Here is a 25,902-nt window from a genome sequence, read left to right on the forward strand (position 1 = left end):
TGGCTCAGAGCTGGAGCGACTTGACCTCGAGGAACTCCTCGAAGCCGTACTTGCCGAGCTCGCGGCCGATGCCGGACTGTTTGTAGCCACCGAAGGGGGCGACGACGTTGAAGCTTCCACCGTTGACGTCGACCTGGCCGGTGCGCATGCGCAGCGCGACCCGCTTGGCCCGTTCGGGGTCGGCCGAGGACACGCCACCGGCGAGCCCGTAGATGGAGTCGTTGGCGATGGCGACGGCTTCGTCCTCGTCGTCGTAGCCGATGATGGACAGCACCGGCCCGAAGATCTCCTCCTGGGCGATGGTCATGTCGTTGGTGACGTCGGCGAAGACCGTGGGCTGCACGAAGTAGCCCTTGTCGAAGCCCTCGGGGATGTCGGGACCGCCGACCACCAAGGTCGCGCCTTCCTCGATGCCCTTGCGGATGTAGTCCCGGACGGTGTCCTGCTGGGCCTTGGAGGCCAGCGGGCCGAGCATGGCGGACTCGGAGTCGGCGGGACCGAGCGGGAAGTTCGCCACCGCCGCACCGGCGATCTGGGCGACCTCGTCCATCTTGTCGTTGGGCACCAGCATGCGGGTGAGGGCGGTGCAGGTCTGGCCCGAGTTCAAGAAGCAGGCGAACACGCCCTTGGGCACCACCAGCTCGAGGTCGGCGTCGTCGAGGATGATGTTGGCCGACTTGCCGCCCAGCTCGAGGTGGACCCGCTTGATGGTGTCGGCCCCGCCCTTGGCCACGCGGGCTCCCGCGGTGGTGGACCCGGTGAAGGACACCATGTCGATGTCGGGGTGACCCGAGATGGCCTCGCCCACGACCCGGCCGGGCCCGGCGACGAGGTTGAACACACCTGGGGGCAGGCCGATGTCGTCGAAGATCTGGGCCAGCAGGAAGGCGCTGAGCGGTGCGACCTCGCTGGGCTTGTGCACCACGGTGCACCCGGCAGCGATGGCAGGGGCCACCTTGGCCATGGTCTGGTGCAACGGGTAGTTCCACGGAGTGATGCATCCGACGACGCCGATGGGTTCGCGCACGACGAGGGAGTTGTTGATCTGCTCCTCCCACTCGAAGTTCTTGGCCGTCTCGACGACGCTGGCGGTGGTGGAGGCGGGCAGGCCGGCCTGGATCATCTTGGCGAAGTTGATCGGCATGCCGACCTCGCCCGACACGGTCTCGGCGATCTCGTCGGTGCGGGCGGTGAGCTCCTCGGCGAGGCGCTGGACGTACTTGAGGCGCTCGTCGACCGGCTGGGCCGACCAGGTCTCGAAGGCCCGGCGGGCGGCGGCGACGGCGGTGTCGACGTCGGCCTCGTTGCCGGTGGCGATGCGACCCATCACCTCTTCGGTGGAGGCGTTGATGACGTCGGTGGAACCGGTCCCCTGTGGCGCCACCCAGGCACCGTCGATGTAGATCTTGTCGTAGCTGCGCATGTGATGGCCCCCTGGTCGGCAACTGTCGGTGGCGTTCCACCGTAGCCGGTGCCTGCGCCGATCGCCCACCGGACCGTACAGCGTACGGTCCGCTCGGACGACGGGCGCGGCATGGCCACTTGTCTTGAACTTGTACTAACCTCCGGCGGGTACCCGTCCATCCCCCGAACACCGCACGCGAGGACCCGAGAACATGGCGAAGATCAAGGTGGCCAACCCCGTCGTCGAGATCGACGGCGACGAGATGACCCGCATCATCTGGCAGATGATCAAGGACAAGCTGATCCTGCCCTACCTCGATGTCGACCTGAGGTACTTCGACCTGAGCATCGAGCACCGCGACGCCACCGACGACCAGGTCACCGTCGACGCCGCCAACGCCATCGCCGAACACGGTGTGGGCGTCAAGTGCGCCACCATCACCCCCGACGAGGCCCGCGTCGAGGAGTTCGGCCTCAAGCACATGTGGCGGTCGCCCAACGGCACCATCCGCAACATCTTGGGCGGCGTGGTGTTCCGCGAGCCGATCATCATGTCCAACATCCCCCGCTACGTACCCGGGTGGACACAGCCCATCATCATCGGCCGTCACGCCTTCGGCGACCAGTACCGGGCCACCGACTTCACGGTTCCCGGCGCCGGCACCCTGACCATGACCTTCACCCCCGCCGACGGTGGCGAACCCATGGAGTTCAAGGTCTTCGACTTCCCCGACGCCGGGGTCGCCATGGGCATGTACAACCTCGACGAGTCCATCCGGGACTTCGCCCGGGCCAGCTTCCGCTACGGCCTCAGCCGCAACTACCCGGTCTACATGTCCACCAAGAACACGATCCTCAAGGCCTACGACGGCCGGTTCAAGGACCTGTTCCAGGAGGTGTTCGACGCCGAGTTCAAAGAGCAGTTCGACGCTGCGGGCCTCACCTACGAGCACCGCCTCATCGACGACATGGTCGCCGCGGCCATGAAGTGGGAGGGCGGCTACGTGTGGGCCTGCAAGAACTACGACGGCGACGTGCAGTCCGACACCGTCGCCCAGGGCTTCGGGTCGCTCGGGCTCATGACCTCGGTGCTGATGACCCCCGACGGCCAGACCGTCGAGGCCGAGGCCGCCCACGGCACCGTCACCCGTCACTACCGCGAGCACCAGAAGGGCAACCCCACCTCCACCAACCCCATCGCGTCGATCTTCGCCTGGACGCGTGGGCCTCATCCACCGCGGCACGGTCGACGAGACCCCCGAGGTCGTCCAGTTCGCCGAGACCCTCGAGCGGGTCGTCATCGACACCGTCGAGAGCGGCAAGATGACCAAGGACCTGGCCCTGCTCGTCGGCGGCGACCAGGACTGGCTCACCACCGAGGACTTCATGGACGCCCTCGACCAGGGGCTCAAGACCCGACTCGGCTGACCAACAGACCCCCCGCCCGGCTCAGCCGAGCCCGAGGTTGGCGGCGATCTCGCGGGTCGCGGTCGAGCGGTTGAGCGTGTAGAAGTGCAGGCCGGGAACGCCCTCGTCGAGGAGGCGCTGGCACAGCTCGGTCGCCACCTCGACCCCGATCGCCCGAACGGTGGCCGGGTCGTCGGCCACGGCTTCGAGTCGCTCGGCGAGATCGACGGGGAACTCGGCGCCCGACAGCTCGGCGAAGCGCTGAACCTGGCGGGCGTTGGTGACCGGCATGATCCCGGGGATCACCGGGGTGGTGCATCCCAACGCCGCCAGCTCGTCGATCATGCGCAGGTGGTCCTCGGCGCGGAAGAAGAACTGGGTGATGGCGAAGTCGGCGACGTCGAGCTTGGCCGCCAGGTGACGTCGGTCCGAGGCCATGTCGGACGAACGGGGATGGCCCTCGGGGTGGGCGGCGACCCCGACCGAGAAGTCACCCGACTCGCGCACCAGCTCCACGAGCTCGACCGCGTACCGGAAGTCGCCGACGGGGTCGGACCCATCGGTGGGTGGATCACCGGCCAGGGCCAAGATGTTGTGCACCCCTCCGTCCTGGTACTCGGCGAGCAGCTCGACGACCTCGGCCCGATCGTGGCCGATGCAGGTCAGATGGGCCATGGCGGTGAGAGGAGTCTCGGCTTCGATGCCGAGCACGATGTCGCGGGTGCGTTCACGGGTGGAGCCACCGGCGCCGTAGGTCACCGACACGAACGACGGCTCGAGCGGTTGAAGCTCGCGGATCGCCTTCTCGAGCTGACGTTCGGCCTCGTCGGTCTTGGGCGGGAAGAACTCGAACGACACGGTTCGATCCGCCGCCAGCAGGTCGCGTATGTATGCCATCGACGAGAGGCTACGCGCTGGCAGCCCGGCGTTCGGCCGCCTCGACGCAGTTGCGCAGCAGGATGGCGCGGGTCATGGGGCCGACGCCGCCGATGCGGGGCGACAGCCACGAGGCCACCTCGGCCACCTCGTCGGCCACATCGGAGACGAGCTTCTTCCCCTGGAAGCTGACCCCTGCGGCCACCACCACGGCGCCGGGACGCACCATGTCAGCGGTGATCAACCCCGGGGAACCGGCGGCGGCGACCAGCACATCGGCTTGGCGGGTGTGGTGGCCGAGGTCGGCGACTCCGGTGTGGACCACGGTGACCGCGGCGTTGAGCCTCGGCTCCTTGAGGGTGAGCAGGTTCGCCAGGGGACGGCCGATGGTGAGTCCTCGACCGACGATCACCACGTGCTGGCCCTTGAGGCCGATGCCGTTGGCCGCCAGCAGCTCGACGATGCCGACCGGTGTGCAGGGACGTGGCCCCTGGGTGCCCATGACCAGCTTGCCGAGGTTGACCGGGTGCAGGCCGTCGGCATCCTTGAGCGGATCCATGCGCAGCACCGCCGACTCGTAGTCGAGCCCGGCCGGGTACGGGTACTGCTGCAGGTAGGCGTGGATGGCGTCGTCGGCGTTGAACTCGTCGACCACCGCCTCGACCTCGGCCTGGGTGGCCTCGGCCGGCAGGTGCCGGTGGAACGACGCGATGCCGATGCTCTCGCAGTCGCGGTGCTTCATGGCGACGTAGTTGGCGCTGGGGCCGTCGTCGCCGACGAGGATCGTGCCCAGCCCGGGCGTGATTCCCTCGGAGGCCAGGGTCCTCACCCTGGCCTCCAGGTCGGCGAGGATCTGGTCGGCCAGTGCTTGTCCGTCGAGCTTCTGTGCAGTCACCTGCCCAGTATCGCGGCCCGAGCCGCGCCCGTGGTCACGACTTGAGGCTGGAGCTCTTGGCCACCACGGTGGTGGCGATCTTGTCGTGGATGGTCTGGCGGAGCGCATCGGAGAACCCCATCACCACGGTGACGATGAAGAGGACCCAGCCGATGATCGGGACGGCGTAGATGATCCCTGCGATGTAGCGAACGGTCGCCACCCCGTACCCGGGGAGCGCAGCATCCTTGCGGCGCACCACGGTCAGGCCACACACCATCTTTCCGATCGTGCGCCCGAAGGTGCCGATCATGTAGATCTCGTAGGCGGCGAAGACGGCGACCTGGATGATCAGCGCCGCGACGGGGAACTGGTTGGCGTCGGCGGCCGCCTCCTCGCTGAAGTCGAAGTCGAACCCGCCGATGCCGACGGCCTCGAGGAGGAGAACCAGGGGCAACCCGATGATGAGCGCGTCGATCAGGCGGGCGATGAAGCGCAGGATGGGGTTGCCGGGGAGCGCACTGAACCCGGAGGCGCCCTGTTGGGGCGGCATCTGACTGACCGGCGGTGCGCTGGGCATGCCTCCCGGTGAGGGCTGGATACCGTAGGGGTCGACCTGTGTCGCACCGGCGTGGTCGGCCACGTGGTGGGTCCACTGCGTGCCGTCGTAGTAGCGCTTGGGATAACGACCCAGCGGATCGTCGTGCCACCCGTCGCTCATGTTGGACTCCTTCGGATGCTGGCGGGGAAGTGTCTGGGTTCCAGGACGCCGGAACCATGTCGTGGTTTCACCGGTCAGTGCAGGAAGTGCCGCTCCCCAGTGAACACCATGGCCAGTCCGAGCTCGTCGGCCCGGGCGACGATCTGATCGTCGCGCATCCCGCCACCGGGTTGGATGACCACTGCCACCCCCGCCGACGCCGCGGTGTCGATCCCGTCGGGAAAGGGGTAGAACGCGTCGCTCGCGCACGCGCCGCCGGTGGCCCGCCCATCGGCCTTCTTGGCCGCGATCTCGCCGGATTCGACCCGGTTCTGCTGGCCGGCTCCGATGCCCCACGCCGCGCCGTCCTCGACCAGGACGATGGCGTTGGACTTCACGTGGCCGCACAGCCGCCAGGCCAACTCGGCGTCGGCCCACTGCTCGTCGGTCGGTTCGACCTTGGTGACGACCTGCCAGTCGCCGCGGTGGCGGGCGAAGTGGTGGGCGTCCTGGACGAGCCATCCGCCCGAGATCTGGCGCAGCTCGAGCGTGTCGCCGGTGGGCTCGGGAGCGGTGAGCAGCCGGGTGTTCTTCCGCTTCTTGCGGAGCGCGTCGAGCACCCCGTCCTCGTACCCGGGGGCGATCACCACGTCGGCCTGGGCCGCGGCCACCATCGACTCGACGGTGGCGGTGTCGACGACCTGGTTGAGGGCGACGATCCCGCCGAACGCCGACCGCTCGTCGCACTCGAAGGCGCGCTGGTAGGCGGTGGCCAGCGAGTCGGCGACCGCGACGCCGCAGGGATTGGCGTGCTTGATGATCGCCACCGCGGGGTGTGAGCCGAGGTCGTGGACCAGGTTCCAGGCCGCAGCCGCGTCGTACAGGTTGAGATAGGACAAGGGCAGACCGCTGTGCTGTTCGACGTCGTCCCACCAGCTCGTGGTGCCGACGCTGCGATAGCGAGCACCGATCTGGTGCGGGTTCTCGCCGTAGCGCAGCTCCTGGACCCGTTCGACGGCGAGATGCACGGTCGGCGGAAGCGACGGCGCGTCGCCGGCATCGGCTGCGAGACGGGCGTCGGTCTCGTCGAACCAGCCGACGATGGCCGCGTCGTAGGCCGCGGTGTGGGCGAACGCGGCACGAGCCAGGCGGCGACGCGTGCCGACGCCGAGATGGCCCCGCTCGCGCAGCTCGTCGAGGACCACGTCATAGTCCGACGGGTCGGTGACGACTCCCACGTGCGCGTGGTTCTTGGCCGCGGCCCGGACCATGGCGGGCCCGCCGATGTCGATCAGCTGGATCGAGGGATCGGAGCGGAAGGGATAGAGGTTGGAGACCAGCAGACCGAACGGCGCGATGCCCTGGGCCTCGAGGTCGGCCTGGTGCTCGGGAAGGTCGAGATCGGCCAGGAGGCCGCCATGGATCTTGGGGTGCAAGGTCTTGACCCGGTCAGAGAGCATCTCGGGCGACCCGGTGACCTCCTCGACCGGGGTGACCGCCAACCCGGCCTCGGTGAGGGCCCGGGCGGTGCCACCGCTCGACACCAGCTCCCAGCCCAGGTCGGTCAACCCTCGGGCCAGGTCGACCACTCCGGTCTTGTCGTAGACGGACAGCAGGGCGCGGGGGGCTGTCATGGCAAGGTTCCTTCGATGACTCGTCTGATGGTGTCGGGATAGAGCCGCCGTTCGACCGCCTTGATGCGTTCGTGGAGCGTGTCTTCGGTGTCGTCGGGCTCGACCGGGACCGCCTCCTGGGCGAGGATCGGGCCCTCGTCGACCTCGGCGGTGGCGAGGTGCACGGTGCAACCGGTGACCTTGACGCCCGCCGCCAGCGCGTCACGGACCGCGTGCCATCCCTTGAACGCGGGCAGCAGAGCGGGATGGGTGTTCAGCATCCGGTCAGCAAACGCGGCCGGGGCCTTGGGCATGACCGTGCCGAAGCCCGCCATGACCACCAGGTCGATGTCGTGGTCACGCAGTGTGGCGACGACCCGGTCGGTGTAGGCATCCCGGTCGAACGCCTTGCCCCACTCGGTCCGCTCGACGAGCACCGCGGGAACGCCGGCGTCCTCGGCGACCTGCAGAGCTCGGCAGCGACGGTCGGCGACGACGAGATCGACGTCGATGCCGGCGGCGAGGATGGCCTCGAGCAGGGTTCCGCTTCCTGAAGCCAGCACCGCGACGCGCACAGCGACGGACCGTAGCATCTGGGTGTGCAACCGCTGTCCGAGCGTGTAACCGCCCACACCGTGTAGCGTCCAGGCTGCTGGTCACCATCTTCTCGACGAGGATCGCCGCGCGTACACGCTCGGTGGTCTAGCGTGGCCACTAACTACGACTTCGCCGTACATCTGGAGGCACGGGTGGATCTCAACAAATTGACCATGGGTGACAAGATCGTCGGAGGCACAGGCATCGTCCTGATCATCGGCTTGCTGTTCTTCCCGTGGCACAGCGTCAGCGCCGGTCCGTTCAGCGAGAGCTTCAGTGCTCTCTCGACGAACAACACGTTCTGGGCGATCATCGCCTTGTTGCTCACCATCGCCGTCGTCGGCGTGGTGCTGGCCGAGAAGCTGGGCAACGTCGACCTGCCCGACCTGCCGATCCCGTGGAACGACGCCAAGTTCTACGCCACGATCGCGGTTCTCGCACTCCTGTTGCTCAAGCTCATCACCGACACAGACTTCCTCGGCTGGGGTGCCTGGGTGAACATCATCCTCGCCGCCGGCATGACCTACGGAGGATTCCTCATCAAGCAGGAAGGCGCCTCGGCAGGCTCCACTCCTCCCAGCTCCTTCTAGACCAGCCGACACGGCGGATCACCACCAAGCCACGCACTCGGCCCCCGCTTCGGCGGGGGCCGTTTCGCGTCGCCGTTCAGGACCACGGCGGCGATGGGCTGCCGGTGCTGCTCGCCCACGGCTTCTTGATGGACCACACCATGTTCGACCCCCAGGTCGAGGCCCTTCGCGACCGCTACCGGGTGATCACCTTCGATCAGCGCGGGTTCGGGGACACCCCGGTCAGCGGCCCGTTCACCTACTGGGACTCAGCCGCCGACGCGCTGGGCATCCTCGACGAGCTGGGCATCGACCAAGCGGTGCTCGGCGGAATGTCCCAAGGCGGGTTCCTGTCGCTGCGCGCTGCACTCACCGCTCCCGAGCGAGTCCAGGCCCTCGTGCTCATCGACAGCCAGGCAGGAGTCGAGGACCCCGCGAACATGGAGAGCTACGACACCCTCCACGACGTGTGGATGAGCCAGGGCCCCGAACCGGTGCAAGAGGCCGTAGCCAGCATCATCCTCGGCGAAGGCGAGTGGCACGACTGGTACGCCAAGTGGGCGGCACTGCCCCGCGAGTCCTTCGCCCACACCTACCGATGCCTCATGGACCGCGACGACATCACCGATCGCATCGGTGAGATCACCTGCCCGACCCTTCTCATCCACGGCACCGCCGATGCGGCCATCCCCATCGAGAAGGCCGAGGCGTTGCGCGACGGGCTCAGAGGCCCGACCACCTTCGTGCCGATCGAGGGTGGCTCCCACGCCTCGAACCTCACCCATCCCGAGCCGGTCAACCAGGCCATCGTCGAGTTTCTCGACAGCCTCGACCTGGGCTGAACGGATCGATGCGCCGCGCCGAACCGTGAGGCATCGGCCGTCGCGGAGCGATGTGGATCAGAGGCTGCGGACGACCTCGACCATGAGGTTGCCGGCCTCGGTGGGGTTGTTGCCCACCTTGGCGCCGGCCTCGCTCAGGGCCTCCATCTTGGCCGCCGCGGTGCCCTTGCCGCCCGACACGATGGCGCCCGCGTGGCCCATCTTCTTGCCGGCAGGGGCGGTCACCCCCGCGACGTAGGAGACGACCGGCTTGGTCATCTTGTCCTTGATGAACTCGGCGGCCTCCTCTTCGGCCGAACCACCGATCTCGCCGATCATCATCACGGCCTTGGTCTGCGGGTCGGCTTCGAATGCCTCGAGGCAGTCGATGAACGACACCCCGGGGACCGGGTCGCCGCCGATGCCGACACAGGTGGACACGCCGATGTCGTTGAGCTTGAGCTCGTACAGCGCCTGGTAGGTGAGGGTGCCCGACCGGCTCACGATGCCGACCGCGTGCTCACCGGGCTCGGGGACCTTGGCGATGTGGCCGGCGGTGATGCCGATGTTGGCCTTGCCGGGGCTGATGATGCCGGGGCAGTTGGGGCCGAGGACCCGAACCTTGGGGAAGTCGCGGCGGAGCTTGTTGTAGAACCACGCCTCGTCGTGGGCGGGCACTCCTTCGGTGATGGCCACGATGAACTCGATGCCACCCTCGGCGGCCTCCATCACCGCGTCCTTCACTCCCGGGGCGGGGATGAAGATGCACGACGCGGTGGCGCCGGTCTCGGCCACGGCGTCGGCCACGGTGGCGAAGACAGGGATGCCGTCCACGTCGGTGCCGGCCTTCTTGGGGTTGGTCCCGGCCACCACCGGCGTGCCGTACTCGCGGTTGAGCAGGCCATAGAACCGGCCCTGGCTCCCGGTGAGGCCCTGGTAGACGACCTTGGTGTTCTCGTCGACGAAGATGCTCATTGGTCGTCCTCTCAGCTCGTGGCCAGCCCGACAGCCTTCTCGGCTGCGGCGACCATGGTCGGTTCCATCATCAGGGCGTCGCTCAGGTGCGGCTCGAGGATCGCCCGGCCCTCGTCGGCGTTGGTGCCGTCGAGGCGCACGACGATGGGGACGTCGATGTCGACCCGCCCCATAGCGGTGACGATGCCGTTGGCAACCTCCTCACCCTTGGTGATGCCGCCGAAGATGTTGATGAAGATGGCTTTGACGTTCGGATCGTTGGTGATGACCTCGAGCGCCCCCGCCATGACATCGGCGTTGGCGCCGCCGCCGATGTCGAGGAAGTTGGCCGGCTTGCCCCCCACCTGGTTGACGATGTCGACGGTGGACATGGCCAGGCCGGCACCGTTGGCGATCACGCCCACGAAGCCGTCGAGGCCGACGTACTGCAGACCCTTGGCGTGGGCCTCGGTCTCGCGCTCGTCGCGAACCTGGGTCGAGTCGTACTTCTCGTAGTCGGGGTGGCGGAACACCGAGTTGCCGTCGAGGGTGACCTTGGAATCGAGGGCGTGCACCCGGTCGTCGGGGGTGAGGATCAGTGGGTTGATCTCGACCAGGTCGGCGTCGCCCTCGGTGTAGGCCACATAGAGCTTCTGGAGGATGTCGACCGCGCCCTCGGTGGCGGCGGGGTTGAGGTTGGCGGCGGCGACCCACTCGCGGGCGGCTTCCTCGGTGAGGCCGTCGACGGGATCGACCCAGACCTTGGCGATGGCGTCGGGATTCTCCTCGGCGACCGTCTCGATCTCGACACCGCCTTCGGCCGAGAGCATGCCGAGGTGCTTCTTGGCCGAGCGGTCGAGGGTGAAGCTGGCGTAGTACTCCTCGGCGATGTCGGACGCGACCTCGACCCACAGGATCTCGACGGTGTGGCCCTTGATGTCCATGCCGAGGATGTTCCCGGCGTGGGTGCGGACCTCGTCGGCGTTGTCGGCCAGCTTGATGCCGCCGGCCTTGCCACGACCGCCCACCTGGACCTGCGCCTTGACCACCACGGGGTAGCCGATACGGTCGGCGACGGCGACCGCATCGTCGACGGTGGTGACCGCGTCGCCGGCGGATACGGGGATGTCGAACGATGCGAAGAACTGCTTGCCTTGGTATTCGAAGAGATCCACTCGGTGCCTGCCTCCAGGGGGTGCCCGTGTGCCGCGCGAGAGGGCTGCACGGCTGCAGGGGATACTAGGGGCATGCCCCCACACCGGCTCCAATCGTCACGCCTCGCTCCTGGACATCGGGAGGGTCCGCGATGAGCCCTGTCGAGCGCCGCTCGTCCTCCGCGACCACCACCGCGGTCCTGGTCGGCATCGCCGGTGTCGTGGCCGGGCTGGGCCTGGTGATCCTGATCGTGAACCTGGCGAGCGATGGCGGCGAGAGCTTCGAGATCAGCCTCGGCGACCAGCGCTTCCAGGCGGGCAGCGCGGACAATCGAGCGGCGTCGATCGCCGACGACGGACCCATCTTGTTCCCCGACGTGGCGGGTGGGAGTCGCGACCTCATCCTCCAGCACCTCGGCGACGAGCCCGACGAGGGGTGGCACGCGTTCTCGGCCCAGCCGGCGGGCAAGCCTCGCGACTGCGTCCTCGAGTGGGACGATCGAGCGCCGGCGACTTCGCCGACTGCGATGGCGAGCGCTACCCGGCCGACGGTGACGACCCCGCGCTCACCCGCTACCCGGTAAACATCGAGGGTGGCACCCTGGTCGTCGACATCAACTTCGAGTTCCGCGACGATGCCGATGGCGCCGGGGACAAGAACGACGTCGAGGACGGTGAGCCGACGCCCGGGGATGGGGATTAGATCTCGCCGCATCGGGTAGGCGACCGACGACATGGCCCGGGCCGAACTCGCAGACCTCGACCGCGAACCAGCGCCAGCCCGCCCCCGTCCGCCCAGGGCACCGTCGGGCCGCAAGCTCGTTCCGTGGATCGGTCCCGGCTTGGTCTGGATGGTGTCGGCGGTGGGCACCGGATCGGTGCTGTTCACCCCGCGGGTCGCTTCCGAGTATCGCTACACGCTGCTCTGGGTGCTGCTCGGCGTGTGCGCCCTCATGTGGGTCATGATCCGCGAGGCCGCCCGCTACTCGATCGTCACCGGCGACAGCCTCCTCGAGGGTTTCGACCACCTTCCTGGTCCCCGCCACTGGGCAGTGTGGGTGATCCTCGTCCCCCAGGTGGTGGCCGCGGTGGCCGGGATCGCCGGCCTGGCCTCGGTGGCGGGCAGCGCCTTCGGCACCGCACTCGGCGGCGACCACCGCCACTGGGGAGCGGGGCTCATCACCGTCGCCGCCGTGCTGGTGATCACCGACGGCTACCGGATCGTCGAGCGGGGCGCGCGGGTGCTGGCCGGGGTGCTGGTGGCCATCACCGTGGTGGCGGCGGTGGGCGTGGCCCCATCGCCGGGCGATCTGGCCACCGGCCTCGTCCCCTCCCTCCCCAGCGATCCCGACCTGTACGTGATCGTGCCCTGGATCGGCACGATCCTGGCCGGGTCGATGGGCATCGTGTGGTTCTCGTACTGGACCGCGGCGCGGGGCTACGGCGGCCGGAGCGCGCTCAGCGAGCAGGGCGAGGACGAGGACCCCACCGAGGCCTTCGACGACGAGGAACGCCGCCGCCGCCTCGCCGACTGGATCCGCACCATGTCGTGGGCGGCGGGGCTCGGTGTGATCGCCGGTACCGTCGTCCTGGTCTCCTACATGGTACTCGGAGCCGAGCTGCTGGCCCCCGAGGGGATCCTCCCCGAGGGCGAGGACGTGGCCGGCGACCTGTCTCGTCTGCTGAGCGACGTGTGGGGCCGGACCGGCTTCTGGCTGATGATCCTGTCGATCACCGTGGCGATCGGCGGCAGCGTGTTCGCCAACCAGGACGGCTGGGGCCGCTCGTTCGCCGACATGACCCTGATCGTGCGCGGCGGGCGCAGCGTCTGGGGCCTGGGGCGGCGCCGGCTCACCATGCTCTATGTCGCCACCGTGACCGGGCTGGTACCGCTCGGGGTGGTGCTGACCGTCTCGGACCCGGTGGCGATCATGTCGGTGTCCGGGTTGGTGGCGGCCCTGCACACCCCGTTCATCGTCGGGCTCATCCTGCTGGTCAACCGCCGCCAACTACCTGCCGGCCTCCGCCCGGGGGTGGCCATCGGGAGCCTGATGGTGCTGAGCGCCGTGCTCTATGCCGGGGTCGGCGTCCTGCAGCTCGCCTCCTGACAGGCCGGCGCGGGCCGGTCACAGGCCTGTGGCTCAGGCCTTCTCGAGCGGGGCCCAGGCCAGCAGCAGGCGCTTCTCGCCCACCGACGGGAACCGCACCGTGGCTTCGGCTTTGTCTCCTTGGCCCTCGATGTCGAGGATGACGCCCTCGCCCCAGGAGTTGTGGCGCACGTCGTCGCCCACCTTCAGCCCGAGCCGGTCGGCGCCCCGCAGGTTCGGCCCGGCCGGGGCCATGGCCTGGTCGACCACCCGCTCGCGGTTGGCCGCGATCCGACCCTGACCCCGGGATCCACCACCGGACCCGAACCAGCCCGACGACCCGTCTCCCCGCCCTCGTCGACGAGTCGGGCGCTCGTCGGCCTCGACCAACTCGTCGGGGATCTCATCGAGGAACCTGCTGGGTGGGTTGTACTGGGTGGACCCGAACAGGGTGCGGCACCAGGCGTGGGTGAGGTAGAGCCGCTGCTGGGCCCGGGTGATGCCCACGTAAGCGAGGCGCCGCTCCTCCTCCATCTGTTCGGGCTCGCCGATGGAGCGCAGGTGGGGGAACACGCCGTCTTCCAGTCCGATCAGGAACACCACGGGAAACTCCAGACCCTTGGCGGCGTGCAGCGTCATCAGCACCACCGACGACGCGTCGTCGGCATCGTCGAGCTCGTCGGTGTCGGCCACCAGGCTCACCTGTTCGAGGAAGTCCTCGACGGTGTCGAACTCCTGGGCGTTGCCGACCAGCTCGGCCAGGTTCTCCAGTCGGCCGTCGGCCTCGATCGAGTGCTCGGCCTGCAGCTCGGCGACGTAGCCGGTGCGGTCGAGGATGGCCGACAGCACCATCTCGGGGCCTTCGTGGCGGGCTTGGTCGAGCTCGTCGAGCATCTCGAGGAACGACTCGATGCCCTTGGTGGCGCGTCCGCTCACCCCGGCGTCGTCGGCCCGGCGCAGCGCGTCGACGAAGGTCATGTCGCGGGCCTGGGCGTAGAGGTCGAGCTTGGCGACCGAGCTGTCGCCGATGCCCCGCTTGGGCACGTTGAGGATCCGCTTGATGTTGACCTCGTCTTGGGGGTTCACCACCGCCCGCAGGTAGGCGAGGGCGTCCTTCACCTCGCGCCGGTCGTAGAAGCGGGTACCGCCGATGACCTTGTAGGGGATGCCCGAGCGCATGAGGTGCTCCTCGAGCACCCGGCTCTGGGCGTTGGTGCGGTAGAAGACCGCGACGTCGCCCCACCGGATCTCGCCCTCGTCGTGCAGGCGGGACATCTCGTGGGTGACCCACTGGCCCTCGTCGGCTTCGTCGTCGGCGTGGTACCGGCGGATCTTCGGGCCACCGTGCTGGTCGCTCCACAGCTCCTTGGGCTTGCGGCCGAAGTTGTTGGCGATGACCGCGTTGGCGGCGTCGAGGATCGTCTGGGTCGACCGGTAGTTCTGCTCGAGCAGGACCACGGTGGTGTCGGGGAACGCGTCCTCGAACTCGAGGATGTTGCGGATGTCGGCCCCCCGAAAGGCATAGATGCTGTTGTGAACCAGCACTCCGTCGGCCACATAGGTGTGGGTGGGCTCGACCTCGAGATCGTGGACGGGGCCGTCATAGTCGAAGCATTCGACCGACTCGACCGCGTGGTCGCACATGGATCCGTCAGCGTCGGGTATGAGCACCCGCATACCGGGTCGGAGGTTGGCGATCGGCGCGATGTCATAGACGGTGCCGCCGAGCGCAACACGGCGCCGGATCTCCATGTCGCCGACGGCGGCGAGCTCATGAGCCAGTCCCACCGCCTCGCGGTAGTCGCCCACCACCGTTGCCCGGTCCCCGGTCTCGACGACATGCCCACCTGACTCGGCGTCCGAGAACATGGTCAGGCTGGCCACACGGCGGCTGTCTGGCATCGCGTGAGGGAACTCGAGATGCAGGTCGAGATCGTCGATGAGCGCCTTGGCCCGTGACGTCGTGTCGAGCTCGAGGTAGAGGCGGTCGATCTGTTCGTCGTCCATCGCCAGTGATCGGCCGCCACCGTGGAAGCACACGGTCGGCAGTCCGTACTCGGCTGCAAACCATGACTCCCAGTAGCCGGCCTCGCCGCGGGAATCACAGACCCGGAGGATCCAGAGCTTGTCGGCGTGCTCCTGGTTCACACGGACCCGTACCCCTGGGTCTGACCGTCCGGCGCGAGCAGGTCGTTCGCTCATCGCCTGGCCGATCCGGAATCCACGGTCGGCCCGATACATGAGGTACACGACGAAGCGACCTGGACCCAGCGATGAGTCGAGCGGGACGAGATGATGCGGGGTCCCGACGATCGTCTGACCACCAGCGGTCACCTCATAGACCCTGCCCTGGTAGTGGCGAAGGGGTGCAGCCGAGACGACACTCGGCCGCAGGACTCCCCTACCGTCGGCTCCGAGAACGGAGTCACCGGTTTCGAGCTCCTCGATGGGACGATCACCCGCTGGGGTGGCGATGAGCGTTCCCGGGAGTAAGCACTGGTCGCTGTCGCCCACCACGCAGACGTTGCGATGGTCGGAGGCGAGGGCGAGCACCAGGTCGTTCTGGACCTTGTTGGTGTCCTGGTACTCGTCGACGAGGATGTGCTTGAAGCGGCGCTGGTAGTGCCCGAGCACGTCGGGGTGCTCGCGGAACAGCCTCACGGCGTTGAGCAACAGGTCGTCGAAGTCCATGGCGCCGGCCCGCCGCATGCGGAGCTGGTACTCGGCGAACACGTCGGCGATGCGCTTCTCGAACGGCCCTTGGGCCCGTTCGGCGTAGTCGCCGGCGTCGAGGCCGTCGTTCTTGCTGGCCGAGATCGTGGCCTGCACCTGGCGAGGCGGGAAGCGCTTGGTGTCGATGTTGAGGTCGCGGAGCACATAGGTGACCAGGCGCACCGAGTCGGCCTGGTCGTAGATGGTGAACGACGAGGGGAAGCCCAACCGGTCGGCGTCACGGCGCAGGATGCGCACGCACGCGGAGTGGAAGGTGGACACCCACATCTTCTGCGCGACCGGTCCAACCAGCTTGGCCACCCGCTGCTTCATCTCGGCTGCGGCCTTGTTGGTGAAGGTGATGGCGAGGATCTCGAAGGGTGAGACCTGGTCGTCGGCGATGAGATGGGCGATGCGGGCGGTGAGCACCCGGGTCTTGCCCGATCCGGCACCGGCCACCACCAGCAGCGGTCCGTCGCGGTGGGTGACGGCGTCGAGCTGGGCGGGGTTCAGCCCCGCGAGCAGCTCATCGGACTGGGACGGCGGCGCGCCGGCGGCGAAGGGATCGGACATCGTGTGTCGATCGTACCGGTGCCCAGCGACGGCGGAGCCGTCCTCGTGTGGCTGGGCCCGACTCGGCGCTCACGTACCGCTGGCGATCGTTTCGGCGATGCGGCGAACCTCGTCGAGTGCCCGATGCCGGTGGCGGGGATCGGTCAGGGGTTCGCGCTGGATCGCGACCCCATCGATGAGACCGGTGATGAGCATGGACCGGAACCGGCACTCGGCTGGGGTGGCAGACGGGTCGATCTCCTGCACGAACGCCGCCACATCGCCCTGGAACGGTGACCTATCATCGGGGATGGCAACCATGACCGAAGCACAGCGGCAGGTGGCGTGGCCGGTACACCTGCGGCCATGACGACACCGTTTCGGTTCGGAGTGCAAGCCGGCGGACCCGCCGACGCGCGGGGGTGGGCCGAGCTGGCCCGCAAGGCCGAGGACCTCGGGGTGTCGACCCTCACCGTGGCCGACCACCTCGACGACCAGCTCGCGCCCGTCGCCGCGATCATGGCCGCGGCGACCGCCACCACGACGCTGAGGGTGGGGGCGTTGGTGTTCTGCAACGACTACCGGCATCCGGTGGTGCTCGCCAAGGAGGCGGCCACGATCGACGTGCTGTCCGAGGGTCGCCTGGAGATGGGGCTCGGTGCCGGATGGATGACCACCGACTACGAGCAGTCCGGCATCCGCCTCGATCCACCCGGGGCCCGCATCGACCGCTTGGAGGAGGCGGTCGCCGTCGTCAAGGGCCTGTTCGGCGACGGTCAGGTGACCCACACCGGCTCCCACTACCGGATCGACGGCCTCGAGGGGACCCCCAAGCCGATCCAGCGGCCCCACCCGCCCCTGCTGATCGGTGGCGGCGGCAGGCGGGTGCTCTCGCTCGCCGCCCGCGAGGCCGACATCGTCGGCATCAACGTCAACCTGGCCGGAGGGACCATCGACGCCGGCGTCGGCCCGAACGCGACCGTCGACGCGACCGACGAGAAGATCGGCTGGATCCGCGACGCCGCCGGGAACCGGTTCGACGACCTCGAGCTCCAGGTGAGGGTGCACGTCGCCGCGGTCACCGAGGACCGTCACGGCTTGGCCGCGGCGATGGGTCCCGCCCTCGGCCTCAGCCCCGACGCCGCCCTCGCCAGTCCTCACGCCCTCGCCGGGACCGAGGACGAGATCGTCGAGACGCTGCTCGAACGCCGCGAGCGCTGGGGGATCTCCTACATCGGCATCAGCGCCGCCGAGCTCGACGATATGGCGCCGGTGATCGCCCGCCTCACCGGGACCTGAGCCACTCTGCCGGCAGAAACGACCCGGGGAGGGTGCTCCCCGCCGGCAGAGCTCGCTCACACCGGGCTGGCGCCGCCTACTCCCACTCGATGGTGCCGGGGGGCTTGGAGGTGATGTCGTAGGCGACCCGGTTGATGCCGTCGACCTCGTTGATGATGCGGCTCGACAGCTTCTCCAACAGCTCGTAGGGCAGCCGGGCCCAGTCGGCGGTCATGGCATCGTCGCTGGTGACGGCCCTGATGACGACCGGATGCCCGTAGGTGCGCTCGTCGCCCATGACCCCCACCGAACGCACGTCGGCCAGCAGCACGGCGAACACCTGCCAGATCTCGCGGTCGAGACCGGCCTTGTGGATCTCCTCGCGGACGATGGCGTCGGCCTTGCGCAACAGATCGGCCCGCTCCTTTGTGACCTCGCCGATGATGCGAACCCCCAGCCCCGGCCCGGGAAACGGCTGACGCCACACGATCTCCTCGGGGAGCCCGAGCTCCTCGCCCACGCGCCGGACCTCGTCCTTGAACAGCGACCGCAGCGGTTCGATCAGCTCGAAGTCCATGTCGTCGGGAAGACCACCGACGTTGTGGTGCGACTTGATCTTGGCGGCGTCGGGGGTGCCGGACTCGATGACGTCGGGGTAGAGGGTGCCCTGCACCAGGAACTTGGCGTCGGTGAGCCCCCCAGCAGCATGCTCGAACTCGCGGATGAACCGCTCGCCGATGGCTTTGCGCTTCTCCTCGGGATCGGTGATGCCGACAAGACGCTCGAAGAACCGGTCGGCGGCCCGCACGTGGACCAGCTCGATGCCCTGGTGGCGCTGGAAGGTGTCGACCACCTGATCGGACTCACCCTGGCGCATGAGGCCGGTGTCGACGTAGACGCAGGTGAGCTGGGGTCCGATCGCCTTGTGCACCAGGGCGGCGGCGACCGCTGAGTCGACCCCGCCGGACAACCCGCAGATCACGCGCTCGGACCCCACCTGCTTGCGGATCTCCTCGATCTGGGTCTCGATGATGGAGGTCATGGTCCACGTGGGTGGGCAATCGGCCAGCTCGTGGAGGAACCGCTTCAACAGATCTTGACCGTAGGGCGTGTGGGCGACCTCGGGGTGGTACTGCACGCCGAAGATGCGCCGCTCGGCGGACTCGAACACCGCCGCCGGGGTCTCGGGGGTGGACGCGGTGGCCACGAAGCCGTCGGGTGCCCGGCTGATGGAGTCGAAGTGGCTCATCCACACGACCTGGGAGTCGGGCTGGTCGTGGCCGAACAGCACCGACTCGCTTCCGACCGCCAGATCGGTGCGGCCGTACTCGCCCCTGCCGGTCTTGGACACCTCGCCACCGAGGTCGCGGGCGATGAGCTGCGCCCCGTAGCAGATGCCGAACAGCGGGATTCCGAGGTCGTAGACGTCGGGGTCGATCGACGGCGCGCCCGCGACGTGGACGGACTTGGGACCCCCGCTGAGGATGATCGCCGCGGGCTGGTGTCGGGCGATCTCGGCCGCGGTGGTGGTGTGGGGGACGATCTCGCTGTAGACGTGGGCGTCGCGCACCCGGCGGGCGATGAGTTGCGCGTACTGCGCGCCGAAGTCGACGACGAGGACGGTGTCGAAGTGGTCGGTCACGCTCAGATCCGGTAGTTGGGGGCTTCCTTGGAGATGACCACGTCGTGGGGGTGGCTCTCTCGGAGGCTGGCTGGGGAGATCCGGATGAACTGTGCGTCGGACTGCAGATGGGCGACCGAGTTGGCCCCGCAGTAGCCCATGGCCTGACGCAGCCCGCCGACGAACTGGTGCAGCACCGGGGCGAGGGGACCTTTGTAGGGCACGCGGCCCTCGATGCCCTCGGGGACCAGCTTGCCGCTGTCGACCGAGCCCTGGAAGTAGCGGTCCTTGGAGAACGACCGGCCCTGCATGGCGCCGAGCGAGCCCATGCCCCGGTACTCCTTGAAGCGCTCGCCGGACTGCACGACGATCTCGCCGGGAGCTTCTTCGACCCCGGCCAGGGCGTTGCCCAACATGACCGTGTCGGCACCGGCCGCCAGCGCCTTGGCGATGTCGCCCGAGAACTGGACCCCGCCGTCGGCCACCACCGGCACCCCGTGGCGGGCCGCGACCTGCGAGCAGTCGAACACGGCGGTGATCTGGGGCACCCCGATACCGGCGACGACCCGGGTGGTGCAGATGGAGCCGGGGCCGATGCCCACCTTGATGGCGTCGGCGCCCGCACCGATGAGCGCCTCGGCCGCCGCGCCCGTGGCCACGTTTCCGGCGACGACGTCGACGTCCCAGTTGGCCTTGACCTTGGCGACGATCTCGACGACCGAGTTGGCGTGACCGTGGGCGGTGTCGATCACCACGACGTCGACCCCGCGGTGCACCAGCGCCTCGATGCGGTCGAAGGCGTCGGGCCCGGTGCCGACTGCGGCCGCCACCCGGAGCCGGCCGTGCTCGTCCTTGGTGGCATAGGGGAACGCGATGCGCTTCTGGATGTCCTTGACGGTGATCAGCCCGGAGAGCCTGCCGTGCTCGTCGACGATGGGGAGCTTCTCGATGCGGTGCTTGGCCAGGATGCTCATGGCGTCTTCGAGGGTGGTGCCGACCGGCGCGGTGACCAGACCCTCGCTGGTCATGAGATCGGTGACGGGGATGTCGTCGCGGTCGTTGAACCGCAGGTCGCGGTTGGTGACGATCCCGAGCAGCCGACGATCGGGATCGGTGACGGGCACACCCGAGATGTGGAATCGGGCCATGAGGGCCGACGCGTCGCCGACGGTGGCGTCGGGACCGACGGTGACCGGATCGGCGATCATGCCGGATTCGGATCGCTTGACCCGGTCGACCTCGCTCGCCTGGTCCTCGATGGAGAGGTTGCGGTGGATGACCCCGATGCCACCGTGGCGCGCCATGGCGATGGCCAGCCGGGCCTCGGTGACGGTGTCCATGGCGGCGGAGACCAGAGGCATGGCCAGGGCGATGTTGCGGGAGAACCGGGTGGAGGTGTCGGCGTGGGAGGGCATGACCTCGGACGCGGCGGGCAGCAGCAGGACGTCGTCGTAGGTGAGGCCCTCGCGGCCGAACTTGTGGTCGAAGCTGGCTGGCCCGTTGGTCATGCGCCCATCCCTACTCGTTGTGCCTGCTGGAGCGACTTGCCCTCGGTCTGCAACGCGGGTGCGACCATGAGTTCGGCCTTCTGGAACTCCTTGAGCGTGCCGTAGCCGCACGTGGCCATGGAGGTCCGCAGCGCGCCCATGAGGTTCGTGCGCCCGTCGTCGTCGTGGGCCGGTCCGAGGAGGATCTCTTCGAGGGTTCCCCGCGTGGAGGTGTGGACCCTGGTGCCCCGGGGCAACGTGGTGTGGGAGGTGGCCATGCCCCAGTGGTAGCCACGACCCGGAGCCTCGGTGGCGGCGGCGAGGGGCGAGCCGATCATGACGCCGTCGGCACCGCAGACGACCGCCTTGGCGATGTCGCCACCGGTGCCCATCCCGCCGTCGGCGATGACCTGGACGTACACCCCGGTCTCGTCGAGGTGACGCATCCGGGCGGCTCGCACGTCGGCGATGGCGGTGGCCTGTGGCACGCCGAGACCGAGGACCGCCCTGGTGGTGCAGGCGTGTCCCGGCCCGACCCCGACGAGGACACCGGCGGCACCGGTGCGCATGAGGTGGAGAGCCGCTTGGTAGCTGGCGCACCCGCCCACGATGACGGGGATGTCGAGTTCGCGGACGAAGGACTTGAGGTTGAGGGGTTCGACCGAGCTGGACAGGTGCTCGGCCGACACGACGGTGCCCTGGATGACCAGGAGGTCGAGCTCGGCCTCGGCGATGGCGGGGACGAGCGCCGCGGTGCGTTGCGGTGTGACCGAGGCCACGGCGACCTGTCCCGCGTCGCGGATGTGACGGATGCGCTCGGAGACCAGCTCGGTCTTGATGGGCTCGGCGTAGATCTCCTGGAGACGTCGTGTGACCTTGTCGGCGTCGAGGCCGGCGATCTCGTCGAAATATGGCGTGGGGTCGGCGTAGCGGGTCCAGAGCCCTTCGAGGTTGAGCACCCCCGCTCCGCCGAGGCGTCCCATCTCGATCGCGGTGTCGGGGCTGGTGACGCCGTCGACCGCGGCCGACATCACCGGCAGCTCGAACCGGTAGGCGTCGAGCTCCCAGGAGATGTCGACGTCTTCGGGATCGCGTGTGCGCCGGCTGGGGACGATGGCGACGTCGTCGAGGCCGTAGGCGCGACGACCGGTCTTTCCCATCCCGATCTCGATCTCCGCCATGGGCAACTCCTGGGTGAGATGGCGAAAAGGTGATCCTACCCCGTGCGCCGCCGCCCCCGGTGCCCCGGTCGCCGCCTGGGACCGGCCCGAGTCGGCAGCTGGGTCAGCGGCCGGTAACCGAGCGGAACAGCTGGCGGGCGACCGCCGCGTTCATCTCGTACATGGCCTTGGAGCCGGCGCCCGACACCTTCTTCACCAGACCTCCGTCGGTGGCGGTCTCGAGGGCGTCGAGCCCGGACAGGACCGCGTCGCGAGTGGTGTCGGTGGCCTGATACCCCATGGCAGTGAGGGCCTTCACGACATCGGACTGGGCCACCGGGCCCGGCGCCGACGCGGCGATGATCCGCAGCGCGTCCTTGGTGAGCTCGGCACCCTGGGTGATGGCGTCGACCGGGGTGAGCACCTCGTCCTGCCGGCCGTCGACCGATGCGAGCCAGCGCCGAACCTTCGCCACGATCTCGGCATGGGTCTCGCCTTCGAAGCTCAAGCTCGGCATGGTGAGACGCTACTCCTCTGCGTCCTCTGCGCCCTCTGCGGTGGGCGCGACCTGGGGTCCCGAACGTCGGGCCAGCTCCGTGCCGGAGGCGGCATCGCTCAGCAGCTGCCACAACCGGTCGACGTGGGCGATCTCAGTCGTGGTCTGGCCGACCGAGGCCCGGATGACCAGTTCGCCGTCGATCCGGGTGTGGGTGAGCAACGCCTGACCCGAGGCGTTCACCGCGTCGAGAATGCGCCGGGTCTCGTCCTCGCCGACGGCCGAGCGGAGACAGACGAGGTTGAGCCGGCAGGGAGCGGCGAGGACGAAGCGATCGTCGGCCTCGACCCGTCCTGCCAGCCGGCCGGCCAGCTCGACGTGGCGGGCGACGTGGTGGCGCAACCCCTCGGCGCCGTAGTGGCGGATCACGAACCACAGCTTCAGCGCGCGGAAGCGTCGACCGAGCGGGATCTGCCAGTCGCGATAGTCGATCACCTCGCCGGTGCTGGTCGCCGCGTTGCGGAGGTACTCCGGCACCACGCTGAGGGCCTCGATCAGCGGCTGACGGTCGGCGACGTAGAGGCAGTCGCAGTCGAAGTTGGTGAACAACCACTTGTGGGGATCGAAGCACCACGAGTCGACGCGGTCGAGCCCGTCGTTGACCCACCGCAGCTCGGGCACGACCCCGGCGGCGCCGGCCATGGCGGCATCGACGTGGAGCCACGTGCGGTGCTGAGCGCAGACGGCGGCGATCATCGGCACGGGGTCGAAGGCCATCGTGGAGGTCGTTCCGGCCGTGGCGCAGACGAAGAACGGGCGGCGGCCCGCCGCCCAATCCTCGGCGATGAGCGCGGAGAGGTGCTCGGGCGACATGGCGAGGTCGTTGTCGGTGTCGACCACGCGCAGCTGACCCGGCCGGAACCCGGCAATGGCGAAGGCCTTCTCGACCGCGGAGTGCGCTTCGCGAGATGCATAGCCCACGAGCTCGGACAACATGTCGGCACCACCGGCCCGCTGCCGGGCGGCCAGCACGGCGCAGAGGATGGCGCTCGAGGCGCTGTCGGCGATGACGCCGCCGCCGGGGCCGTCGGACCGGAACGTGGTGGGGAGCCCCAACAGCTCGATCATCCAGTCGAGCACGTGGCTCTCGAGCTCGGTGCACGCCGGGCTCGTGGCCCAGAGCATCCCTTGCACGCCGAGCCCGGCCGACAACAGCTCGCCGAGCACCGACGGGCCCGACGAGTTCGCCGGGAAGTACCCGAAGAAGTCCGGGGACTGCCAGTGGACGACTCCCGGCATGATGAGCGACTCGACGTCGGCGAGCACGTCCTCGAACGGTTCCGGTCCGGCCGGGGGGTGGGCGGGCAGCTGCGACCTGATCTCCCCCGGTGCCACGGTCGAGCCGACCGGCCGGTCCTCGATCGTCTCGAGGTAGGACGCGATCCAATCGACGACCCGGTACCCGTGCCGGCGAAGCTCATCGGGGGTCATGTGGTAGCTGTCGGGTCGGCCTTGTGATGTCACATTCGGGATGCTAGGACCATCTGCCGGATGCGCACCGCAGGCGGCTTGTTGACAGCATGGCAACGGGCTACGGTGACGTCCGCGTGTGGCAGGGGTCACACGCTCACCCACCCGCGCAGGGTGGCCGGCGCCCGCCGGATCGAGCACCAAGGTAGAACGTCCACACTGGGGGAATCACACACGTGAACTACTCATCGACCACGGGTCGCCGAGCGCGACTCTGGAGGGCACTGGCTGTCCTGCTGGCACTCGGTCTCGTCGCTGCCGCCTGCGGCAACGACGACGATTCGGCTGAGGAGCCCGACACCACCGATCCGGACACCACCGAGACCACCACCGACGACGAAGCCGCGCCCGAGGGCCCCGAGATCACCCCGGGCGGCAGCATCACCGTCGGCCTCGAGGACGAGCAGAACAACTGGCTGCCCAGCGTCGGCTCCTTCGCCAACGCCGGCACCATGGCGGCTCGTGCCGTGTACGACCCGATCGCCGCTCGCGGCGAGGACGGCCAGATCTACCCCTACCTGGCCGAGTCGATCGAGCCCAACGACGAGCTCGACGAGTGGACCGTCACCCTGCGCGAGGACATCCAGTTCCACGACGGCACCGACCTCACCGCCGAGGTGATGAAGACCATCTTCGACGACTACCTCACCGTCGAGGACGCGGTCACCGCGGGAAGCTTGTCCGATGTCGACGAGGTCAGAGTCGACGACGAGCTCACCTACACCTATGTGTTGAACCAGGCCGTCGCCTCGTTCCCCGACCTGTTGTACGGGTCGGTCGGCTGGCCGTTCTCGGTCGAGGCCTGTGAGGCCGCCGGCGGTCGCGACGGCGACTGCGGCGAGCAGATGGTCGGCACCGGACCGTTCGTGTTCGAGAGCTGGATCCGCGACGGTGACCTCACCCTCAGCCGCAACCCCGACTACTGGCGGGTCGACGCCAACGGCGAACAGCTGCCCTACCTCGACGAGCTGGTGTTCCAGTCGATCCCCGACGAGGACGCCCGGGTCAACTCGGTCGCCTCGGGAAGCATCAGCGTCGGCCAGACCCTGCGCCAGAGCTCGGTGCGGGCCGCCCGCGATCTCGACGGTGTGGCCACCTACGAGGCCATCGGAAACAACGGCGGTGGGTCGATCTTCAACACCGCGATCCCCCCGACCGACGACGTGCGGGTCCGCCGTGGCCTCACCCACGCCATCAACCAGGACGATCTGATCGAGGTCTTGGGCGGCACCGACATCACGCCACCCCAGACCCAGTTCTTCAGCCCCGACTCGCCCTGGTACTCCTCCGCGGTCGAGGAGGTCTGGCCAACCTACGACCCCGACCAAGCCGCCGAGCACCTCGACGAGTACATCAACGACCCCGAACGCTCCGACGGTCGCAACGTGGGCGACCCGATCGAGGTCGACTTCTACTGCCCGCCCGACCCGACACTGCTCGACGTGGCCCAGGCCTACCAGAGCTTCTGGCAAGCGGTCGGGGTCGATGTCAACCTCATCTCGCTCGACCAGCCCACCCACATCCAGAACGCGATCTCGGGTGACTACATGATCAACTGCTGGCGTGCGGGCGGCCAGTCGGACCCCTACATCACGCTGTCCAACGCGTTCAGCGACCCCGAGACCAACCCGCTCAACTTCACCAACTACGGAAGCGAGACCATCGACGAGAACCTGGAGATCCTGCGCACCAGCACCGACTTCGACGTCCGCTACGCGGCGGTCGAAGACATCATGTTCGAGCTGGCCGAGCAGCTCCCCCAGATCTGGACCGGGGGCACCGCCACGTCGATCTTCGCCATCGACGAGGTGCAAGGGCTCGACTCGTGGACGATCCCCGGCCCCGACCGGGCACCGCTGGTGAACGGCGACGGCGTCATCAACGCGACGACGTTTTTCGCCGAGGTCTGGCTCCAGCAGTAGCACGCAGTGCACGCCCTGGTTCCGGATGGTGAGCACCATCCGGAACCAGCGCACTCGCACCGTTCCCGGATGGTGCTGACCCGATCAG

At 68.6% G+C, this 25,902-nt stretch carries 22 protein-coding genes; 7 read left to right on the top strand and 15 right to left on the bottom strand.

The annotated features are described in order from the left end of the window. Positions 1-4 precede the first annotated feature (4 nt). Entirely contained in the window at positions 5-1,423 is a 1,419-nt protein-coding gene (locus U5K29_13650; protein ID MDZ7679580.1) for an aldehyde dehydrogenase family protein, read from the bottom strand. A gap of 193 nt (positions 1,424-1,616) precedes the next feature. Between U5K29_13650 and U5K29_13655 the strand changes: the two genes are divergently transcribed. Continuing rightward, on the top strand, positions 1,617-2,906 hold the full coding sequence (locus U5K29_13655) for an NADP-dependent isocitrate dehydrogenase (GenBank protein ID MDZ7679581.1): 1,290 nt from the start codon (positions 1,617-1,619) through the stop codon (positions 2,904-2,906). Here U5K29_13655 and metF read toward each other — a convergent pair. From metF to purN, 5 genes are all read right to left on the bottom strand, one after another. Beyond that, positions 2,854-3,708 carry a methylenetetrahydrofolate reductase [NAD(P)H] gene (gene metF / locus U5K29_13660; protein ID MDZ7679582.1) on the bottom strand — a complete coding sequence of 285 codons (855 nt, stop codon included), beginning with the start codon at positions 3,706-3,708 and terminating at the stop codon, positions 2,854-2,856. The genes U5K29_13655 and metF overlap by 53 nt on opposite strands. 10 nt (positions 3,709-3,718) lie before the next feature. Beyond that, positions 3,719-4,582, bottom strand: a complete 864-nt coding sequence (locus tag U5K29_13665) for a tetrahydrofolate dehydrogenase/cyclohydrolase catalytic domain-containing protein (protein ID MDZ7679583.1) — start codon at positions 4,580-4,582, stop codon at positions 3,719-3,721. Positions 4,583-4,616: 34 nt separating this feature from the next. Next, positions 4,617-5,282, bottom strand: coding sequence for an RDD family protein (locus U5K29_13670; GenBank protein MDZ7679584.1), 666 nt, complete (start codon positions 5,280-5,282; stop codon positions 4,617-4,619). Between the two features lie 74 nt (positions 5,283-5,356). After that, complete coding sequence (purH, locus tag U5K29_13675) at positions 5,357-6,895, bottom strand: bifunctional phosphoribosylaminoimidazolecarboxamide formyltransferase/IMP cyclohydrolase (GenBank protein MDZ7679585.1); 1,539 nt, start codon at positions 6,893-6,895, stop codon at positions 5,357-5,359. Next, the gene (gene purN / locus U5K29_13680; GenBank protein MDZ7679586.1) at positions 6,892-7,506 is read right to left on the bottom strand and encodes a phosphoribosylglycinamide formyltransferase; all 615 of its coding nucleotides are present in this window, start codon (positions 7,504-7,506) and stop codon (positions 6,892-6,894) included. Before purN ends, purH begins: the two co-directional genes overlap by 4 nt. Before the next feature lie 75 nt (positions 7,507-7,581). On the opposite strand from purN, the gene U5K29_13685 reads away from it, so the two are divergent. Beyond that, positions 7,582-8,061, top strand: a complete 480-nt coding sequence (locus U5K29_13685) for a hypothetical protein (GenBank protein MDZ7679587.1) — start codon at positions 7,582-7,584, stop codon at positions 8,059-8,061. 104 nt (positions 8,062-8,165) lie between these two features. Then, positions 8,166-8,882: an alpha/beta hydrolase gene (locus tag U5K29_13690; GenBank protein ID MDZ7679588.1), complete on the top strand. Its 717-nt coding sequence runs from the start codon at positions 8,166-8,168 to the stop codon at positions 8,880-8,882. Positions 8,883-8,939: 57 nt separating this feature from the next. On the opposite strand, the gene sucD is transcribed toward U5K29_13690, so the two are convergent. Together sucD and sucC are read right to left on the bottom strand one after the other, a co-directional pair. After that, complete coding sequence (sucD, locus tag U5K29_13695; protein ID MDZ7679589.1) at positions 8,940-9,836, bottom strand: succinate--CoA ligase subunit alpha; 897 nt, start codon at positions 9,834-9,836, stop codon at positions 8,940-8,942. Between the two features lie 11 nt (positions 9,837-9,847). Beyond that, positions 9,848-10,990: an ADP-forming succinate--CoA ligase subunit beta gene (gene sucC, locus U5K29_13700; protein ID MDZ7679590.1), complete on the bottom strand. Its 1,143-nt coding sequence runs from the start codon at positions 10,988-10,990 to the stop codon at positions 9,848-9,850. Positions 10,991-11,121: 131 nt separating this feature from the next. Here sucC and U5K29_13705 point away from each other — a divergent pair, with 131 nt between their 5' ends. Together U5K29_13705 and U5K29_13710 are read left to right on the top strand one after the other, a co-directional pair. After that, complete coding sequence (locus U5K29_13705; protein ID MDZ7679591.1) at positions 11,122-11,553, top strand: hypothetical protein; 432 nt, start codon at positions 11,122-11,124, stop codon at positions 11,551-11,553. Between the two features lie 150 nt (positions 11,554-11,703). Beyond that, positions 11,704-13,077, top strand: a complete 1,374-nt coding sequence (locus U5K29_13710) for an Nramp family divalent metal transporter (GenBank protein ID MDZ7679592.1) — start codon at positions 11,704-11,706, stop codon at positions 13,075-13,077. Between the two features lie 33 nt (positions 13,078-13,110). Here the strand turns inward: U5K29_13710 and U5K29_13715 are convergent, their stop codons facing one another. Together U5K29_13715 and U5K29_13720 are read right to left on the bottom strand one after the other, a co-directional pair. Next, entirely contained in the window at positions 13,111-16,341 is a 3,231-nt protein-coding gene (locus U5K29_13715; GenBank protein ID MDZ7679593.1) for a 3'-5' exonuclease, read from the bottom strand. A gap of 69 nt (positions 16,342-16,410) precedes the next feature. After that, the gene (locus tag U5K29_13720; protein MDZ7679594.1) at positions 16,411-16,641 is read right to left on the bottom strand and encodes a hypothetical protein; all 231 of its coding nucleotides are present in this window, start codon (positions 16,639-16,641) and stop codon (positions 16,411-16,413) included. A gap of 45 nt (positions 16,642-16,686) precedes the next feature. Between U5K29_13720 and U5K29_13725 the strand changes: the two genes are divergently transcribed. After that, positions 16,687-17,619: a TIGR03621 family F420-dependent LLM class oxidoreductase gene (locus U5K29_13725; protein ID MDZ7679595.1), complete on the top strand. Its 933-nt coding sequence runs from the start codon at positions 16,687-16,689 to the stop codon at positions 17,617-17,619. A gap of 76 nt (positions 17,620-17,695) precedes the next feature. Here the strand turns inward: U5K29_13725 and guaA are convergent, their stop codons facing one another. The 5 genes from guaA to U5K29_13750 form a co-directional block, all read right to left on the bottom strand. Further along, positions 17,696-19,240 (bottom strand): glutamine-hydrolyzing GMP synthase, encoded by a 1,545-nt coding sequence (guaA, locus tag U5K29_13730; protein MDZ7679596.1) that lies wholly within the window; start codon positions 19,238-19,240, stop codon positions 17,696-17,698. 2 nt (positions 19,241-19,242) lie between these two features. Beyond that, positions 19,243-20,727, bottom strand: a complete 1,485-nt coding sequence (gene guaB / locus U5K29_13735; protein ID MDZ7679597.1) for an IMP dehydrogenase — start codon at positions 20,725-20,727, stop codon at positions 19,243-19,245. Continuing rightward, on the bottom strand, positions 20,724-21,887 hold the full coding sequence (locus U5K29_13740) for a GuaB3 family IMP dehydrogenase-related protein (GenBank protein MDZ7679598.1): 1,164 nt from the start codon (positions 21,885-21,887) through the stop codon (positions 20,724-20,726). Before U5K29_13740 ends, guaB begins: the two co-directional genes overlap by 4 nt. A gap of 103 nt (positions 21,888-21,990) precedes the next feature. Then, entirely contained in the window at positions 21,991-22,383 is a 393-nt protein-coding gene (locus tag U5K29_13745; protein ID MDZ7679599.1) for a hypothetical protein, read from the bottom strand. Positions 22,384-22,392: 9 nt separating this feature from the next. Beyond that, the gene (locus U5K29_13750) at positions 22,393-23,886 is read right to left on the bottom strand and encodes a pyridoxal-dependent decarboxylase (GenBank protein MDZ7679600.1); all 1,494 of its coding nucleotides are present in this window, start codon (positions 23,884-23,886) and stop codon (positions 22,393-22,395) included. 182 nt (positions 23,887-24,068) lie between these two features. On the opposite strand from U5K29_13750, the gene U5K29_13755 reads away from it, so the two are divergent. Further along, positions 24,069-25,814, top strand: a complete 1,746-nt coding sequence (locus U5K29_13755; GenBank protein ID MDZ7679601.1) for an ABC transporter substrate-binding protein — start codon at positions 24,069-24,071, stop codon at positions 25,812-25,814. Positions 25,815-25,902: the final 88 nt, after the last annotated feature.

The sequence above is a fragment of the Acidimicrobiales bacterium genome, assembly GCA_034521975.1.
GTDB lineage: Bacteria > Actinomycetota > Acidimicrobiia > Acidimicrobiales > SKKL01 > SKKL01.

Bases quoted from the DNA above. Each gene is read 5' to 3' on its own strand.
- U5K29_13720 (MDZ7679594.1), bottom strand. From the start codon at position 16,641: ATGGTTGCCATCCCCGATGATAGGTCACCGTTCCAGGGCGATGTGGCG.
- U5K29_13710 (MDZ7679592.1), top strand. From the start codon at position 11,704: ATGGCCCGGGCCGAACTCGCAGACCTCGACCGCGAACCAGCGCCAGCC.
- sucD (MDZ7679589.1), bottom strand. From the start codon at position 9,836: ATGAGCATCTTCGTCGACGAGAACACCAAGGTCGTCTACCAGGGCCTC.
- U5K29_13650 (MDZ7679580.1), bottom strand. From the start codon at position 1,423: ATGCGCAGCTACGACAAGATCTACATCGACGGTGCCTGGGTGGCGCCA.
- metF (MDZ7679582.1), bottom strand. From the start codon at position 3,708: ATGGCATACATACGCGACCTGCTGGCGGCGGATCGAACCGTGTCGTTC.
- purH (MDZ7679585.1), bottom strand. From the start codon at position 6,895: ATGACAGCCCCCCGCGCCCTGCTGTCCGTCTACGACAAGACCGGAGTG.
- U5K29_13670 (MDZ7679584.1), bottom strand. From the start codon at position 5,282: ATGAGCGACGGGTGGCACGACGATCCGCTGGGTCGTTATCCCAAGCGC.
- U5K29_13745 (MDZ7679599.1), bottom strand. From the start codon at position 22,383: ATGCCGAGCTTGAGCTTCGAAGGCGAGACCCATGCCGAGATCGTGGCG.
- U5K29_13725 (MDZ7679595.1), top strand. From the start codon at position 16,687: ATGACGACACCGTTTCGGTTCGGAGTGCAAGCCGGCGGACCCGCCGAC.
- U5K29_13740 (MDZ7679598.1), bottom strand. From the start codon at position 21,887: ATGGCGGAGATCGAGATCGGGATGGGAAAGACCGGTCGTCGCGCCTAC.
- U5K29_13705 (MDZ7679591.1), top strand. From the start codon at position 11,122: ATGAGCCCTGTCGAGCGCCGCTCGTCCTCCGCGACCACCACCGCGGTC.
- guaB (MDZ7679597.1), bottom strand. From the start codon at position 20,727: ATGACCAACGGGCCAGCCAGCTTCGACCACAAGTTCGGCCGCGAGGGC.
- U5K29_13715 (MDZ7679593.1), bottom strand. From the start codon at position 16,341: ATGTCCGATCCCTTCGCCGCCGGCGCGCCGCCGTCCCAGTCCGATGAG.
- U5K29_13655 (MDZ7679581.1), top strand. From the start codon at position 1,617: ATGGCGAAGATCAAGGTGGCCAACCCCGTCGTCGAGATCGACGGCGAC.